This is a genomic window from Pseudomonas sp. zbq_18 (assembly GCF_043102245.1).
Lineage (GTDB): Bacteria > Pseudomonadota > Gammaproteobacteria > Pseudomonadales > Pseudomonadaceae > Aquipseudomonas.
In genome coordinates this window covers 135,707-149,446 of sequence record NZ_JBICIT010000008.1, presented here as the reverse complement: position 1 = coordinate 149,446, position 13,740 = coordinate 135,707, and the positions used below count along the sequence as shown (strand labels likewise).

Annotated in this window: 16 protein-coding genes; 12 read left to right on the top strand and 4 right to left on the bottom strand. The window is 64.4% G+C overall.

Annotated features, from left to right (window positions below; genetic code table 11):
* The first annotated feature begins 4 nt into the window (after positions 1–4).
* The 3 genes from pnuC to osmE all read left to right on the top strand — a co-directional run bounded on the left by pnuC (position 5) and on the right by osmE (position 1,495).
* The gene (gene pnuC / locus ACF8C6_RS06120) at positions 5–568 is read left to right on the top strand and encodes a nicotinamide riboside transporter PnuC (protein WP_392498463.1); all 564 of its coding nucleotides are present in this window, start codon (positions 5–7) and stop codon (positions 566–568) included.
* The gene (locus ACF8C6_RS06115; protein WP_392498462.1) at positions 565–1,086 is read left to right on the top strand and encodes an AAA family ATPase; all 522 of its coding nucleotides are present in this window, start codon (positions 565–567) and stop codon (positions 1,084–1,086) included. Before pnuC ends, ACF8C6_RS06115 begins: the two co-directional genes overlap by 4 nt.
* A gap of 76 nt (positions 1,087–1,162) precedes the next feature.
* A complete protein-coding gene (gene osmE, locus ACF8C6_RS06110) occupies positions 1,163–1,495 on the top strand; it encodes an osmotically-inducible lipoprotein OsmE (RefSeq protein WP_392498461.1) in 333 nt (110 codons plus the stop codon).
* Between the two features lie 89 nt (positions 1,496–1,584).
* Here osmE and dcd read toward each other — a convergent pair whose 3' ends face one another.
* Together dcd and apbC are read right to left on the bottom strand one after the other, a co-directional pair.
* Entirely contained in the window at positions 1,585–2,151 is a 567-nt protein-coding gene (dcd, locus tag ACF8C6_RS06105; protein ID WP_017521037.1) for a dCTP deaminase, read from the bottom strand.
* A gap of 162 nt (positions 2,152–2,313) precedes the next feature.
* Positions 2,314–3,408, bottom strand: a complete 1,095-nt coding sequence (gene apbC, locus ACF8C6_RS06100) for an iron-sulfur cluster carrier protein ApbC (RefSeq protein ID WP_392498460.1) — start codon at positions 3,406–3,408, stop codon at positions 2,314–2,316.
* A 130-nt stretch (positions 3,409–3,538) separates the two neighbouring features.
* Between apbC and metG the strand changes: the two genes are divergently transcribed.
* The 9 genes from metG to ACF8C6_RS06055 all read left to right on the top strand — a co-directional run bounded on the left by metG (position 3,539) and on the right by ACF8C6_RS06055 (position 12,845).
* On the top strand, positions 3,539–5,575 hold the full coding sequence (gene metG / locus ACF8C6_RS06095) for a methionine--tRNA ligase (RefSeq protein WP_392498459.1): 2,037 nt from the start codon (positions 3,539–3,541) through the stop codon (positions 5,573–5,575).
* A 117-nt stretch (positions 5,576–5,692) separates the two neighbouring features.
* Positions 5,693–6,277 (top strand): electron transport complex subunit RsxA, encoded by a 585-nt coding sequence (gene rsxA, locus ACF8C6_RS06090; RefSeq protein WP_068826236.1) that lies wholly within the window; start codon positions 5,693–5,695, stop codon positions 6,275–6,277.
* On the top strand, positions 6,274–6,849 hold the full coding sequence (gene rsxB, locus ACF8C6_RS06085; RefSeq protein WP_277688911.1) for an electron transport complex subunit RsxB: 576 nt from the start codon (positions 6,274–6,276) through the stop codon (positions 6,847–6,849). The genes rsxA and rsxB overlap by 4 nt, the downstream gene beginning before the upstream one ends.
* Positions 6,846–9,311 carry an electron transport complex subunit RsxC gene (rsxC, locus tag ACF8C6_RS06080; protein ID WP_392498458.1) on the top strand — a complete coding sequence of 822 codons (2,466 nt, stop codon included), beginning with the start codon at positions 6,846–6,848 and terminating at the stop codon, positions 9,309–9,311. Before rsxB ends, rsxC begins: the two co-directional genes overlap by 4 nt.
* Before the next feature lie 239 nt (positions 9,312–9,550).
* Positions 9,551–10,582: an RnfABCDGE type electron transport complex subunit D gene (locus tag ACF8C6_RS06075; RefSeq protein ID WP_392498457.1), complete on the top strand. Its 1,032-nt coding sequence runs from the start codon at positions 9,551–9,553 to the stop codon at positions 10,580–10,582.
* 2 nt (positions 10,583–10,584) lie between these two features.
* Entirely contained in the window at positions 10,585–11,220 is a 636-nt protein-coding gene (rsxG, locus tag ACF8C6_RS06070; protein ID WP_392498690.1) for an electron transport complex subunit RsxG, read from the top strand.
* The gene (locus ACF8C6_RS06065; RefSeq protein WP_392498456.1) at positions 11,213–11,920 is read left to right on the top strand and encodes an electron transport complex subunit E; all 708 of its coding nucleotides are present in this window, start codon (positions 11,213–11,215) and stop codon (positions 11,918–11,920) included. Before rsxG ends, ACF8C6_RS06065 begins: the two co-directional genes overlap by 8 nt.
* A complete protein-coding gene (nth, locus tag ACF8C6_RS06060) occupies positions 11,917–12,555 on the top strand; it encodes an endonuclease III (RefSeq protein ID WP_392498455.1) in 639 nt (212 codons plus the stop codon). The genes ACF8C6_RS06065 and nth overlap by 4 nt, the downstream gene beginning before the upstream one ends.
* Positions 12,556–12,662: 107 nt before the next feature.
* On the top strand, positions 12,663–12,845 hold the full coding sequence (locus tag ACF8C6_RS06055) for a PA3496 family putative envelope integrity protein (protein WP_277688915.1): 183 nt from the start codon (positions 12,663–12,665) through the stop codon (positions 12,843–12,845).
* Positions 12,846–12,892: 47 nt separating this feature from the next.
* On the opposite strand, the gene gloA is transcribed toward ACF8C6_RS06055, so the two are convergent.
* Together gloA and ACF8C6_RS06045 are read right to left on the bottom strand one after the other, a co-directional pair.
* Positions 12,893–13,285 (bottom strand): lactoylglutathione lyase, encoded by a 393-nt coding sequence (gene gloA / locus ACF8C6_RS06050; RefSeq protein WP_392498454.1) that lies wholly within the window; start codon positions 13,283–13,285, stop codon positions 12,893–12,895.
* Positions 13,286–13,359: 74 nt separating this feature from the next.
* On the bottom strand, positions 13,360–13,647 hold the full coding sequence (locus ACF8C6_RS06045) for a hypothetical protein (RefSeq protein WP_392498453.1): 288 nt from the start codon (positions 13,645–13,647) through the stop codon (positions 13,360–13,362).
* Positions 13,648–13,740 lie beyond the last annotated feature (93 nt).

Sequence of the window (13,740 nt, the reverse complement as noted above, 5' to 3'; positions counted from 1 at the left end):
CCTTATGACACCACTCGAAATCATCGCCTCCGCCCTCGGCATCACTTCCGTCTGGCTCACCGTGCAGCAAAACAAGCTGTGCTGGCCCATCGGCCTGGTCATGGTGTTGCTTTATGCCTGGTTCTTCTTCGACGCCAAGCTCTACTCGCTGGTGCTGCTGCACGGCGTATTCGCCGCCATGCAGCTGTATGGCTGGTGGCAGTGGAACCAGGGCGTGGACGACAGCGGCCAACGCCCGGTCAGCTCGGCCACGCGCCTGGAAGTCAGCGTCGGCCTGAGTGCTGCGGCATGCGTTGGCCTGGCCCTGGGGCTGACCATGTCCAGCCTGACCGAGGCCGCCTATCCCTGGATGGATGCCCAGCTCACCGCCTTCAGCCTGCTCGCCCAACTGTGGATGGCGCTCAAGCGCTGGCAGTGCTGGCTGCTGTGGGTCGTGGTCGACGTCCTCTATGTCGGCTTCTTCGCCTTCCAGAGCTACTGGCTGACCGCCGGCCTGTACGGCGTATTCATCGCCCTGGCCCTGCTCGGCCTGCGCGAATGGCGGGCCTCGCGGGTGCAGGCGGCATGAAGGTCGTTGTGCTGACCGGCCCCGAATCAAGCGGCAAGACCTTCCTCGCCGAGCGCCTGCAGCGGCGCTTCGGCGGCCTGGTGGTCGGCGAATATGTGCGCCACTTTATCGACCGCGAGCAGCGTGACACCTGCCTGGCTGACATCCCCGCCATCGCCCGTGGCCAGCTCGAATGGGAGGACGCCGCCCGCGCCCAGGCGCCCGAACTGCTGATCCTCGATACCCACCTGCTCAGCAATATCCTCTGGAGCCGCACCCTGTTCGGTACCTGCCCTGACTGGCTGGAGCCGGCACTGCAACAGCGCCATTACGACCTGCACCTGCTACTGTCGCCGGAAGGCGTAGCGTGGGATGACGATGGCCAACGCTGCCAGCCGGATCTGGCCGAGCGCCTGCGCTTTCACCGCAGTTGCCAGGCTTGGTTACAGCTGCACAGCCGGCATTGGCTGGAGATCGGCGGGGATTGGCGCGAGCGCGAAGCCGCTGCTCTGGCTGCGGTAGGCCGTCTGCTCGACTAAAAACATCGAACTCCTGCATCTGCGCCGTGCTCGAAGGCTTACGGAGCCGATACGGCTCATGCCACGGAGCTACGACATGTATACGCACAGACTCGCAGTACTGGCGCTGATGAGCACCCTCGCCGCCTGCTCGACCATGGAAAACCCCGTTGACTACGTGATCTACAGCGAAGAGCCGCTGGTTCAGGACGTACGCGATGGCATGACCAAGGACGATGTCCTCACCATTGCTGGCCCGCCCTCCTCGCAAGTGCAGAACACTGCCGAACCGGGCACCTGCAACAACTACATCCTGACCGAGGAAGGCAAACAGCAGCCTTACTACGTCAACTTCGGCAGCGATGGCCTGGTCAAAGGCAAGGGCTTCATGACCTGCGAGGATCACCAGAACAACAAGCGTCGGCTCTGATCAAGTGCTTTGAGCTTGCCCAAACAAAAAGGCCATCCCTCAGCGAAGGGATGGCCTTTTTATTGCACGACAAGCGGCTGGTGCGGCAATCAGGCCTTGGGCAAGGTGACGCCGGTCTGCCCCTGGTACTTGCCACCACGATCACGGTACGACACCTCGCAGGCCTCGTCGGACTGCAGGAACAGCATCTGCGCCACGCCCTCGTGGGCGTAGATCTTCGCCGGCAGATTGGTGGTGTTGGAGAATTCCAGGGTCACGTGACCTTCCCACTCCGGCTCCAGCGGGGTGACGTTGACGATGATGCCGCAGCGCGCGTAGGTGCTCTTGCCCAGGCAGATGGTCAGTACGTCGCGCGGAATGCGGAAGTACTCGACGGTACGGGCCAGGGCGAAGGAGTTCGGCGGGATGATGCAGACGTCGCTGTTGATGTCGACGAAGCTCTTCTCGTCGAAGTTTTTCGGGTCGACCACCGCCGAGTGGATGTTGGTGAACACCTTGAATTCGGCGGCGCAACGCACGTCGTAGCCGTAGCTGGAAACGCCGTAGGAGATCACCCGGCTGTCGTCAGCACCGCGAATCTGGCGCTCGACGAAGGGCTCGATCATCCCGTGTTCCTGGGCCATGCGGCGAATCCACTTGTCCGATTTGATGCTCATGGCAGGCGTCCTGAAGCTGGTGGCTGAAAATTGATCGCGCATCTTACCGGGAGGAGCAGCGCGGTTCAAAGGCCCCTGTCGGAACCCTTGTAGGAGCGAGCTCTGCTCGCGAACCTGCCTATGCAAGAGCTTCGCGAGCAGAGCTCGCTCCTACGACGAATCTCAGTCGTCGCTGATCTCGATGCTCGGCATCGCCTGCGCACCGAGCCCGGCCTGGGAAATACGCGCGCCCACGCAGCGGGCCATTTCCTGATAGATCATCGCCAGCTGGCTTTCGGTATCGGCCACCACGGTCGGTTTGCCGCCATCGGCCTGCATGCGGATGGCCATGGACAGCGGCAACGAGGCCAGCAGGTCGACGCCGTACTGGGCCGCCAGCTTCTCGCCACCGCCCTCGCCGAACAGGTGCTCACTGTGGCCGCAGTTGGAGCAGATGTGCACGGCCATGTTCTCGACCACGCCGAGCACCGGAATATTGACCTTGCGGAACATCTCCACGCCCTTCTTGGCGTCAAGCAGAGCCAGGTCCTGCGGGGTGGTGACTATCACGCTGCCGGCCACCGGCACCTTCTGCGCCAGGGTCAGCTGGATGTCACCGGTGCCCGGCGGCATGTCGATGACCAGGTAATCCAGGTCATCCCAGGCGGTCTGGGTCACCAGCTGCAGCAGCGCGCCGGAAACCATCGGCCCGCGCCATACCACCGGGGTGTTGTCGTCGGTCAGGAAGGCCATGGACATCACCTGCACGCCGTGCGCCTCGATGGGCACGAAGTACTTCTGGTCGCGCACCTTGGGCCGCGTACCTTCGGCGATACCGAACATGATGCCCTGGCTGGGGCCATAGATATCGGCATCGAGGATGCCGACACGGGCGCCTTCGCGGGCCAGGGCCAGGGCCAGGTTGGCGGCGGTGGTGGACTTGCCCACGCCGCCCTTGCCGGAGGCCACGGCGATGATGTTCTTCACCCCAGCCAGCGCCGGCACCTGCTCCTGGGCCTTATGCGGAGCGATCTGCACATCGACCTGTACCTTGGCCGACGTCACGCCATCGAGGTTTTCCAGGGCCATCTGCAGCATCTGCGCCCAGCCGCTCTTGAACAGATCGGCCGCGTAGCCCAGTTCCAGGCGCACGGTAACCTTGTCGCCCTGGATATCGACTTCACGCAGGCAACCGGCGCTGACCGGGTCCTGGTTCAGATGCGGGTCGGTGAACTGACGCAGGCTGGCTTCGACCGCTTCGCGGGTCACAAGGCTCATGGAACAACTCCGAAGTCTGGGTAAAACAGGCCGGCATCTTACCCCGCTGCGCGGCCGGCGCGGATGAAAAAAAACCGCCGCGCCTATATAGTGGCCGACTTCCTTCGAAACACCCGATGGCCCGATTCCCATGTCCGAAGCCCGCAAGATTCTCGTTACCAGCGCCCTGCCCTACGCCAATGGATCCATTCATTTGGGCCATATGCTCGAATACATCCAGACCGACATGTGGGTGCGCTTCCAGAAACTGCGCGGCCACCAGGCCATCTACGTCTGCGCCGACGACGCTCATGGCTCGGCGATCATGCTGCGCGCCGAGAAAGAGGGCATCACCGCCGAACAGCTGATCGACGGCGTGCGTGCCGAGCACATGGCCGACTTCGCCGACTTCGGCGTCGACTTCGACAACTACCACTCGACCCACTCGGAAGAGAACCGCGAGCTGTCCGCCGCCATCTACCTCAAGCTGCGCGACGCCGGGCATATCGCCACCCGCTCGGTGACCCAGTACTTCGACCCCGAGAAGGGCATGTTCCTCGCCGACCGCTTCATCAAGGGCACCTGCCCGAAATGCGCGGCCGAGGATCAGTACGGCGACAACTGCGAAAAATGCGGCGCCACCTACGCCCCGACCGAGCTGAAGAACCCGCGCTCGGCCATCTCCGGTGCTGTGCCGGTGCTCAAGGACTCCAAGCACTTCTTCTTCAAGCTGCCCGACTTCGAGGCCATGCTGAAAGAATGGACACGCAGCGGCACCCTGCAAGACGCCGTGGCCAACAAGATCGCCGAATGGCTCGATGGCGGCCTGCAGGAATGGGACATCTCCCGCGACGCGCCCTACTTCGGCTTCGAGATTCCCGACGAGCCGGGCAAATACTTCTACGTCTGGCTGGACGCGCCGATCGGCTATATGGCCAGCTTCAAGAACCTGTGCAGCAAGCGCCCGGAGCTGGATTTCGATGCGTTCTGGAACAAGGACTCGACGGCCGAGCTGTACCACTTCATCGGCAAGGACATCGTCAACTTCCACGCCCTGTTCTGGCCGGCCATGCTCGAAGGCGCCGGCTACCGCAAGCCGACCGCGGTCAATGTGCACGGCTACCTGACGGTGAACGGCCAGAAGATGTCCAAGTCGCGCGGCACCTTTATCAAGGCCAGAACTTATCTCGACCACCTGAACCCGGAATACCTGCGCTACTACTACGCCAGCAAGCTGGGCCGTGGCGTAGACGACCTCGACCTGAACCTCGAAGACTTCGTGCAGAAGGTCAACTCCGACCTGGTCGGCAAGGTGGTCAACATCGCCAGCCGCTGCGCCGGTTTTATCCACAAAGGCAACTCCGGCGTGCTGGTCGACGCCAACCCCGAGCCGGAGCTGTGGGCCGCCTTCCAGGCCGCCGCGCCGAGCATCGCCGACGCTTATGAAGCCCGCGATTTCTCCCGCGCCATGCGCGAAATCATGGCCCTGGCCGACCGCGCCAACGCCTGGATCGCCGACAAGGCACCGTGGGCGCTGAACAAGGTCGAGGGCAAGCAGGCCGAGGTGCAGGAAATCTGCGCCCTGGGCGTCAACCTGTTCCGCCAGCTGGTGATCATGCTCAAGCCGGTGCTGCCGAAGCTGGCCGCCGACGCCGAGGCCTTCCTCAACGTCGCCCCGCTGACCTGGAATGATCTGGCCACGCCGCTGGCCAACCACCAGCTCAACCCGTTCAACCCGCTGCTCACCCGAATCGAACCCGCGAAGATCGAAGCCATGACCGAAGCCTCCAAGGAAGACCTCGCCGCTGAAGCCGCCAAGCCTGCAGGCAACGGCGAACTGACCAAGGACCCGCTGGCCGCCGAGATCAACTTCGACGCCTTTTCGGCGGTCGACCTGCGCATCGCCCTGATCGAGAAGTGCGAGTTCGTCGAAGGTGCCGACAAGCTGCTGCGCCTGTCCCTGGATATCGGCGACGAGAAGCGCAACGTGTTCTCCGGCATCAAGTCCGCCTACCCGGACCCGAGCAAGCTGGAAGGCCGCCTGACCCTGTACGTGGCCAACCTGGCGCCGCGCAAGATGAAGTTTGGCGTCAGCGAAGGCATGGTCCTGGCTGCCGGTCCGGGCGGCGAGGAAATCTACCTGCTCAGCCCGGACAGCGGCGCCAAGCCGGGCCAGCGGGTCAAATAAGCCGTCTAGGCTTATCGATGGACAACAAGCCGGCTTATGCCGGCTTGTTTGCAATGGCGCGCTTTCCGATAATAGCCGCCCTTTTTCTACGGCCTTTGCCCCAAGACGGACGTTTCGATGACCGAACTCGCCTTGATCATGGTCAGCGCCATCCTGGTCAACAATTTCGTGCTGGTGCAGTTCCTCGGCCTGTGCCCGTTCATGGGCGTGTCGAAGAAGATCGAGACGGCCATCGGCCTGTCCCTGGCCACCACCTTCGTCCTCACCCTGGCCGCCATGTGCAGCTACCTGGTGCAGGAATACGTGCTGGAACCCTTGGGCCTGGAGTTCCTGCGCACCATCAGTTTCATTCTGGTGATCGCCGTCACCGTGCAGTTCACCGAGATGGTGGTGAACAAGACCAGCCCCCTGCTCTACCGCGTGCTGGGTATCTTCCTGCCGCTGATCACCACCAACTGCATCGTCCTCGGCGTGGCCCTGCTCAACGCCAACAAGGCCGAATTCACTTTCATCACCGCCACCGCCAACGGTTTCGCCGCCGGTCTGGGCTTCTCCCTGGTGCTGGTGCTGTTCGCCGCCATGCGTGAGCGCATTGCCATCGCCGATGTACCCAAGCCGTTTCAGGGCGCCTCCATCGGCATGATCACCGCCGGACTGATGTCCCTGGCGTTCATGGGCTTCGCCGGGTTGATCAAGCTATGAGCCTGGTGCTGATCGCCGTTCTCGCCATCCTCGGCCTGTGCCTGCTCGGCGGCGCCATCCTCGGTTTCGCCGCGGTGCGCTTCAAGGTCGAAGGCGACCCCATCGCCGAGCAGATCAACGCCCTGCTGCCGCAGACCCAGTGCGGCCAGTGCGGCTACCCGGGCTGCAAGCCCTACGCCGAGGCCATCGCCGGCGGCGACAAGATCAACAAGTGCCCACCCGGTGGCGAAGCCACCATCCAGGCCCTGGCCGACCTGCTCGATGTGGAGCCGGAGCCGCTAGACGCCGTCGAGGGCGAGAAGCCGCAGATGGTCGCGGTGATCCGCGAGGCCGAGTGCATCGGCTGCACCAAGTGCATCCAGGCCTGCCCGGTGGACGCCATCGTCGGCGCGGCCAAGCAGATGCACACAGTGATCGCCAGCGAATGCACCGGCTGCGACCTGTGCGTCGAGCCCTGCCCGGTGGACTGCATCGACATGGTGGAAGTCGGCAGCAACGTACAGAGCTGGAAGTGGCAGCTGCCGCTGGCCCCCGGCCAACTGATCGCCAGTGACCGGGAGCAGGCCGCATGACAGCCCACGAACGCATCTGGGATATCCCTGGCGGCATCCACCCGGCCGAACGCAAGGAACTGTCCAACCGCACGCCGATCCAGCCCGCGCCGCTGCCCAAGCGCCTGATCCTGCCGCTGGGCCAACATATCGGCGCCGCCGCCGAGCCCTGCGTGGCGGTCGGCGAGCGCGTGCTCAAGGGCCAGAAAATCGCCGAGGCCAACGGCTTCGTCAGCGCGCCGCTGCATGCGCCGACCTCCGGCACGGTCAGCTTCATCGGCCCGCAGCCCTACCCGCATGTGTCCGGCATGCTCGCGCCGGCCATCGTCATCGACAGCGACGGCCTGGAGCAGTGGATCGAGCTGGCACCGCAGCCCGACTACCGGCACATGGAGTCCAGCGCGCTGCTGGAGCTGATCCGTGAGGCCGGCATCAACGGCCTCGGCGGCGCCGGCTTCCCCACCGCGGTCAAGCTCACCGCCAGGCCGACGCAGAAGATCCACACCCTGATCATCAATGGCACCGAGTGCGAGCCCTATATCACCGCCGATGACGTGCTGATGCGCGAACGCGCCGCCGAACTGGTGTTCGGCATCGACATCCTGGTGCAGCTGATCCAGCCGGATGAGGTGCTGATCGGCATCGAGGACAACAAGCCCGAAGCCATCGCTGCGGTGCGCGCCGCTCTGAGCGAGCGCAGCTACACCCTCAAGGTGTTCCCCACCAAGTACCCGTCCGGTGGCGAAAAGCAGCTGATCCAGATTCTCACCGGCGTGGAAGTGCCATCCGGCGGCCTGCCGGCGGATATCGGCATGCTCTGCCAGAACGTCGGCACCTGCGTGGCGATCCATGACGCCGTGCTGCTGGGCAAGCCGCTGATCTCGCGCATCACCACCCTGACCGGCGAAGCCCTGGCTCGGCCGGGCAATGTCGAGGCCCTGCTCGGCACTCCGGTCGGCGAGTTGCTGGAATTCGCCGGCCTGGACCAGGCCAAGCTCAATCGCCTGGTGATGGGCGGTCCGATGATGGGCTTCACCCTGCCCTCGCTCGAGGTACCGCTGGTCAAGACCGCCAACTGCCTGCTGGCCAGCACGGCCAGCGAACTGCCCGCGCCGCCACCGGCCATGCCCTGCATCCGCTGCGGCGAGTGTGCCGAGGCCTGCCCGGCCAGCCTGCTGCCGCAGCAGCTGCACTTCTTCGCACTCGGCCAGCAGCACGAGCAGCTCAAGGCCCACAACCTGTTCGACTGCATCGAGTGCGGCGCCTGCGCCTATGTCTGCCCCTCCAGCATCCCGTTGGTGCAGTATTACCGCGCCGCCAAGGGCGAAATCCGCGAGCTGGAGCAGAAGCAGCAGAAGGCCGAACACTCCAAGCAGCGCTTCGAGCTGCGCCAGGAACGCCTGCGCCGCGAGGAAGAACGCAAGGAAGCCGAGCGCGTGGCCCGCGCCGAGCGCGCCGCCAAGGCCAAGGCGGCGCAAGCCGAGGCAGCGGCAGCAGCGCCTGCCAGTGCAGCGCCAAGCACAGCCGACGAGCAGCTCAAGCGCCTGAAGATCGAAGCCAGCATGGCCCAGGTCGCGCTGAAGAAAGCTGAGAAGCAACTGGCCCAGCACGACACCGACGAACTCAAGGCCCAGGTCGCCGAACTGCGCAGCGCCGCCGAAGCCGCGCAGAAGGCCCTGGAAGCCGCCCAGGCCAACGCGCCGGCCCCGGCTGCAGCAGCACCCGCCAGCGACGACGCACTGAAGAAAGCCAAGATCGAAGCCGCCATGCTCAAGGCCCAGCAACGTAAGCTGGAAAAACTCGAAGCGCCCAGCGCCGAGCAACAGGCCGAACTGGAGCAGACCCGCGCCAAGCTGGCCGAGGCCGAAAAGGTGCTGGAGCAGCTTCAAGCAGCGGCACCTGCACCCTCCGCCGCCGCGCCGGCCAACGACGACGCGCTGAAAAAGGCCAAGATCGAAGCTGCCATGCTCAAGGCCCAGCAGCGTAAGCTGGAAAAACTCGAAGCGCCCAGCGCCGAGCAACAGGCCGAACTGGAGCAGACCCGCGCCAAGCTGGCCGAGGCCGAGAAGGCGCTGGAACAGCTGCAATCCGCCGCGCCAGCGCCTGCCGCAAAGACCGTCGACGACAGTGAGCTGAAAAAGGCCAAGGTCGAGCTGGCGATGAAACGCGCCGAACTGAAGAAAGCCGAGAAAGCCGAGGCCGATGAGAGCGAGCTGGAGCGCCTGCGCCAGGCCCTGTCCGCCGCCGAACAGGCTCTGCATACCGCCGAAGACGGTTCCGGCAAGCCGGCGCCTGACTTGGTACGCACCGAGAAGCCCGGCATCGACGCCGCGCTCAAGGCGCTGAAGACCGAAGTCGCCTTCGCTCGCGCCGACCTGCGCAAGCTGGAGCGTGATGAGAACGCATCTGCGGAGGCACTCGACGCCGCACGGACACGCCTCAGCGCAGCCGAACAGAAACTCGCGGAACACCAAAACGCGTAGCCCGGATGCAATCCGGGGCGAGCAGCACAGCGATAAAAATCCCCTCTCCCACTTGTGGGAGAGGGGCTGGGGGAGAGGGCCGGAACACAGCCACCCTCTCCCCGGCCCTCTCCTGTAAACGGGAGAGGGGGCGGCAACGCCGGCACGCCGGTACACCGTCCCCGGATTGGGCTACAGGACACAGCACCGCGCCTGGCACGCCCATGCAAGGTGCGACAACACAATCGACCGGAGTGCCAATGGCCCTGCCCCGCATCACCTCGCCCCACGCCAGGGGCGCCAACAAGACCCAGCGTGTCATGCTGCTGGTCGCTGCCGCCTGCGCCCCCGGCGCCCTGGCGCTGACCTGGCTGTTCGGTGTCGGCACCCTGGTCAATCTGCTCTGGGCCAGCCTGGTGGCCATCGCCTGCGAGGCCGCCATCCTCGCCGTGCGCAAGCGCCCGCTGGCGTTTTTCCTCAAGGACGGTAGCGCCCTGGTCACCGCCGTACTGCTGGCCCTGGCCCTGCCGCCCTATGCGCCCTGGTGGCTGACCGCGGTGGCGGTGGGCTTCGCCATCGTCTTCGGCAAGCAGCTCTACGGCGGCCTCGGGCAGAACCCGTTCAACCCGGCCATGCTCGGCTATGTGGTGGTGCTGATCTCCTTCCCCATCCCCATGACCAGCTGGCCGGCGCCGCACAGCGTCGGTATCGGCGAGGGCATCCAACAGATTCTCGGCCTGGCCGCCCTGCCGGATGGCTGGAGCCAGGCCACGGCCCTGGATGCGCTGAAGGTCAACAAGAGCCTGACCATCGACGAGCTGTGGTCGCAGAACCCGGCCTTCGGCCAGTTCGGCGGCAACGCGGTGGAGTGGGTCAACCTGGCCTTCCTGCTCGGCGGGCTGTTCCTGCTGCACAAGAAGCTCATCGCCTGGCACGCCCCGGCCGGCATGCTGGGTGCGCTGTTCGTCATGAGCCTGCTGTTCTGGAACGGCTCGGGCTCGGACTCCAACGGCTCGCCGCTGTTCCACCTGCTGACCGGCGCCACCATGCTCGGCGCTTTCTTCATCGTCACCGACCCGGTCAGCGGCGCCACCAGCAACCTGGGGCGGATCATCTTCGGTGCCGGCGTCGGCATCCTGGTCTATGTCATCCGCACCTGGGGTGGTTATCCGGACGGCGTGGCCTTCGCCGTGCTGCTGATGAACCTGGCCGCGCCGACCATCGACTACTACACCCGTCCGCGCACTTACGGCCATCGCAAGGCCGAGCGCGGCTTCAAGCTGGGAGAATGAGCGTGCTGCCGGAAATCTCCCGCTCCATGCTGAAGAACGCCGCCGTGCTGGGCCTGTTCGCCATCGCTACGGTCGGCGTGGTCGCCGCCATCCAGCAAGGCACCGCCCCGCGCATCGCCGCTGCCGAGCGCGAAGCCCAGGTGCAGGCACTGGCGCAAATCCTGCCGTCCGGCAGCTACGACAACTACCTGCTCGACAACAGCCGCCTGGTGCAGGACGAGCTGCTCGGCAACAAGAATCCGGCCCCTGCCTATCTGGCCACCCTCGGCGGCCAGCCCAGCGCGGTGATCCTGCAGGTCACCGCGCCGGACGGCTACAGCGGCTCGATTCGCCTGCTGGTGGGCATCCTCGCCGACGGCCGCCTGGCCGGCGTGCGCGCCCTGCACCACCGTGAAACCCCCGGCCTGGGTGACAAGATCGAGCTGGCCAAGAGCCGCTGGATTCTCGGCTTCGAGGGCAAGTCGCTGACGCAACCCGACGAAGCCGGCTGGGCAGTGAAGAAAGACGGCGGCCAGTTCGACCAGTTCGCCGGCGCCACCATCACCCCGCGCGCCGTGGTCAAGGCCGTGCACAAGGCGCTGCAGTACTTCGACCAGCACAAGGCCGAGTTGCTGACCCCGGAGGCTTCTCATGGCTAATTATCGCGAAATCGCCGTAAGCGGCCTGTGGAAGAACAACCCAGCCCTGGTCCAGCTACTCGGTCTGTGTCCGCTGCTGGGGGTGAGCAACTCGGTGGTCAACGCCCTGGGCATGGCCATCGCCACCGCCGTGGTACTGACCTGCTCCAACGCCGCCGTGGCGCTGATCCGCCGCCAGGTCACCGACGCCGTGCGCCTGCCAGCCTTCGTCATGATCATCGCTGCGCTGACCACCTGCATCGAGCTGCTGATGCAGGCGTTCACCTACGAGCTGTACCAGATCCTCGGCATCTTCATTCCGCTGATCACCACCAACTGCGTGATCCTCGGCCGCGCCGAAGCCTTCGCGGCAAAGAACAGCGTGGCCCACGCCAGCTTCGATGGCCTGATGATGGGCCTTGGCTTCGGCGGAGTGCTGCTGGCCATCGGCGCGGTGCGCGAACTGCTCGGCACCGGCATGCTGTTCGCCAACATGCAGCTACTGTTCGGCTCGATCGCCGCCAACTGGCAGCTGACCCTGTTCCCCGACTACCAAGGCTTCCTGCTGGCCATCCTGCCGCCCGGCGCTTTCCTCGTCCTCGGCCTGCTGATCGCCGTGAAGAACCGCATCGACGAGTACCTGGCTGAGCGCGCCAAGGCCGAGGAGCCGGCAGCACCCGCTACCAGCCGTCGCGTGCGGGTCACCGGGGTGATCGAATGAACGCCGCCAAACGCCTGGAAATCTTCCGCCGCCTGCACGAAGACAACCCCGAGCCGAAGACCGAGCTGGCCTACAGCACGCCCTTCGAGCTGCTGGTGGCGGTGACCCTATCGGCCCAAGCCACCGACGTCAGCGTCAACAAGGCCACGGCCAAGCTGTTCCCGGTGGCCAACACGCCGGAAGCGATCTACGCCCTCGGCGTCGAGGGCCTGTCCGAGTACATCAAAACCATCGGCCTGTACAACAGCAAGGCGAAGAACGTCATCGAGGCCTGCCGCATCCTCATCGAGAAGCATGGCAGCCAGGTGCCGGACAACCGCGAGGATTTGGAAGCCCTACCCGGCGTCGGCCGCAAGACCGCCAACGTGGTGCTCAACACCGCCTTCCGCCAGCTGGCCATGGCGGTGGACACACACATCTTCCGCGTCAGCAACCGCACCGGCATCGCCCCCGGCAAGAATGTGGTGGAAGTCGAAAAAAAGCTGCTCAAGTTCGTGCCCAAGGACTATCTGCTGGACGCCCACCACTGGCTGATCCTGCATGGCCGCTACGTCTGCACCGCGCGCAAGCCGCGCTGCGGCGCCTGTCGCATCGAAGACCTGTGCGAATACAAGGCCAAGGCCTCGGACGATTGAGCAGTCATTAATTCGCTCACGCTTTCGATTGAGAAAATCTTTTTTACCGCCTCAAGCTTTGTCGCTATAAGGAGCGCCATCGGCACCCCGAAAGCTGGAGTGAAGCCATGAGCACTGACAAAGAAGATCTCGAACTCGAAGACGATCTGGTCGATGACGACAACGACGACAGCGCTGAACGCAGCGTCGATGTGGCCAAGACCAACCTGACCAAGCGCCGCATCATCGACAACCTGCTCGACGAGCGCCGCCTGCAGAAACAGTTGAACGACTACGACTACGACTTCTGAAACAGGTGAAGCCCCGCAAATGCGGGGCTTTGTCATTGTGGCGGACGTCAATCCGCCCGCTGGGGCGACAGCAGTTCGATCTTGTAGCCGTCAGGATCGGCCACGAACGCCAGTATGCTGTTGCCGTGCTTCATTGGCCCCGGCTCACGAGTGATCTGCCCGCCACGCGAACGGATGTCTTCGCAGGCCCTATAGACATCCTCGACCTCCAGAGCAATGTGGCCGTAGCCCGTGCCCAGTTCATACTGATCCACGCCCCAGTTGCAGGTCAGCTCGATCACGCTGTTCTCCGCCTCGTTGCCGTAGCCGACAAAAGCCAATGTGAACTGGCCATCCGGATAGTCTTTGCGGCGCAGCAGGGTCATGCCCAGCACTTCGGTATAGAACGCAATGGATCTGTCCATATCACCGACGCGCAGCATGGTGTGTAACAAGCGCATATTGCCTCCTCACTCCAAAACAAAAGGGCCTGACAGGCCCTTAGGAATCCACGTTTAGAGTGACTTTCAAGCACTCAATTGGTGACCGCCTTCTTGATCGCCTTGCGTTCGAGGTGATCGGAAGCGCCATCGACTTTATCCCCGACCTTGTCCTTGGCGTCGGAAACCGAGTCCTTCTTGTCATCGACATCCAGGCTGTCGCCCACCGCCTCCTTAGCCGTACAGCGGCCACCAACTCCTACCGTGGCCTTCATCGCCGCGCTCTTGGCGGCCTTTTCTGCCGTACAGTCCGGATCCAGCACGCCCGCCTGGACATTCAGGCCAAACAACCCCAATAACAGAACCACTGAAAAATTGCGCATCTCAGTCCTCCAACAAGCATTGCTTCGAGAGGATCAGTGTGGCCCGACATTGGGCCTGCGGCCAGAATGAAAAAGCCCGCGCAGATGCACGGG

Excerpts from the sequence above, each read along its gene's own strand:
- pnuC (WP_392498463.1), top strand. The coding sequence starts at position 5 with ATGACACCACTCGAAATCATCGCCTCCGCCCTCGGCATCACTTCCGTC.
- ACF8C6_RS06115 (WP_392498462.1), top strand. The coding sequence starts at position 565 with ATGAAGGTCGTTGTGCTGACCGGCCCCGAATCAAGCGGCAAGACCTTC.
- osmE (WP_392498461.1), top strand. The coding sequence starts at position 1,163 with ATGTATACGCACAGACTCGCAGTACTGGCGCTGATGAGCACCCTCGCC.
- dcd (WP_017521037.1), bottom strand. The coding sequence starts at position 2,151 with ATGAGCATCAAATCGGACAAGTGGATTCGCCGCATGGCCCAGGAACAC.
- apbC (WP_392498460.1), bottom strand. The coding sequence starts at position 3,408 with ATGAGCCTTGTGACCCGCGAAGCGGTCGAAGCCAGCCTGCGTCAGTTC.
- metG (WP_392498459.1), top strand. The coding sequence starts at position 3,539 with ATGTCCGAAGCCCGCAAGATTCTCGTTACCAGCGCCCTGCCCTACGCC.
- rsxA (WP_068826236.1), top strand. The coding sequence starts at position 5,693 with ATGACCGAACTCGCCTTGATCATGGTCAGCGCCATCCTGGTCAACAAT.
- rsxB (WP_277688911.1), top strand. The coding sequence starts at position 6,274 with ATGAGCCTGGTGCTGATCGCCGTTCTCGCCATCCTCGGCCTGTGCCTG.
- rsxC (WP_392498458.1), top strand. The coding sequence starts at position 6,846 with ATGACAGCCCACGAACGCATCTGGGATATCCCTGGCGGCATCCACCCG.
- ACF8C6_RS06075 (WP_392498457.1), top strand. The coding sequence starts at position 9,551 with ATGGCCCTGCCCCGCATCACCTCGCCCCACGCCAGGGGCGCCAACAAG.
- ACF8C6_RS06065 (WP_392498456.1), top strand. The coding sequence starts at position 11,213 with ATGGCTAATTATCGCGAAATCGCCGTAAGCGGCCTGTGGAAGAACAAC.
- nth (WP_392498455.1), top strand. The coding sequence starts at position 11,917 with ATGAACGCCGCCAAACGCCTGGAAATCTTCCGCCGCCTGCACGAAGAC.
- ACF8C6_RS06055 (WP_277688915.1), top strand. The coding sequence starts at position 12,663 with ATGAGCACTGACAAAGAAGATCTCGAACTCGAAGACGATCTGGTCGAT.
- gloA (WP_392498454.1), bottom strand. The coding sequence starts at position 13,285 with ATGCGCTTGTTACACACCATGCTGCGCGTCGGTGATATGGACAGATCC.
- ACF8C6_RS06045 (WP_392498453.1), bottom strand. The coding sequence starts at position 13,647 with ATGCGCAATTTTTCAGTGGTTCTGTTATTGGGGTTGTTTGGCCTGAAT.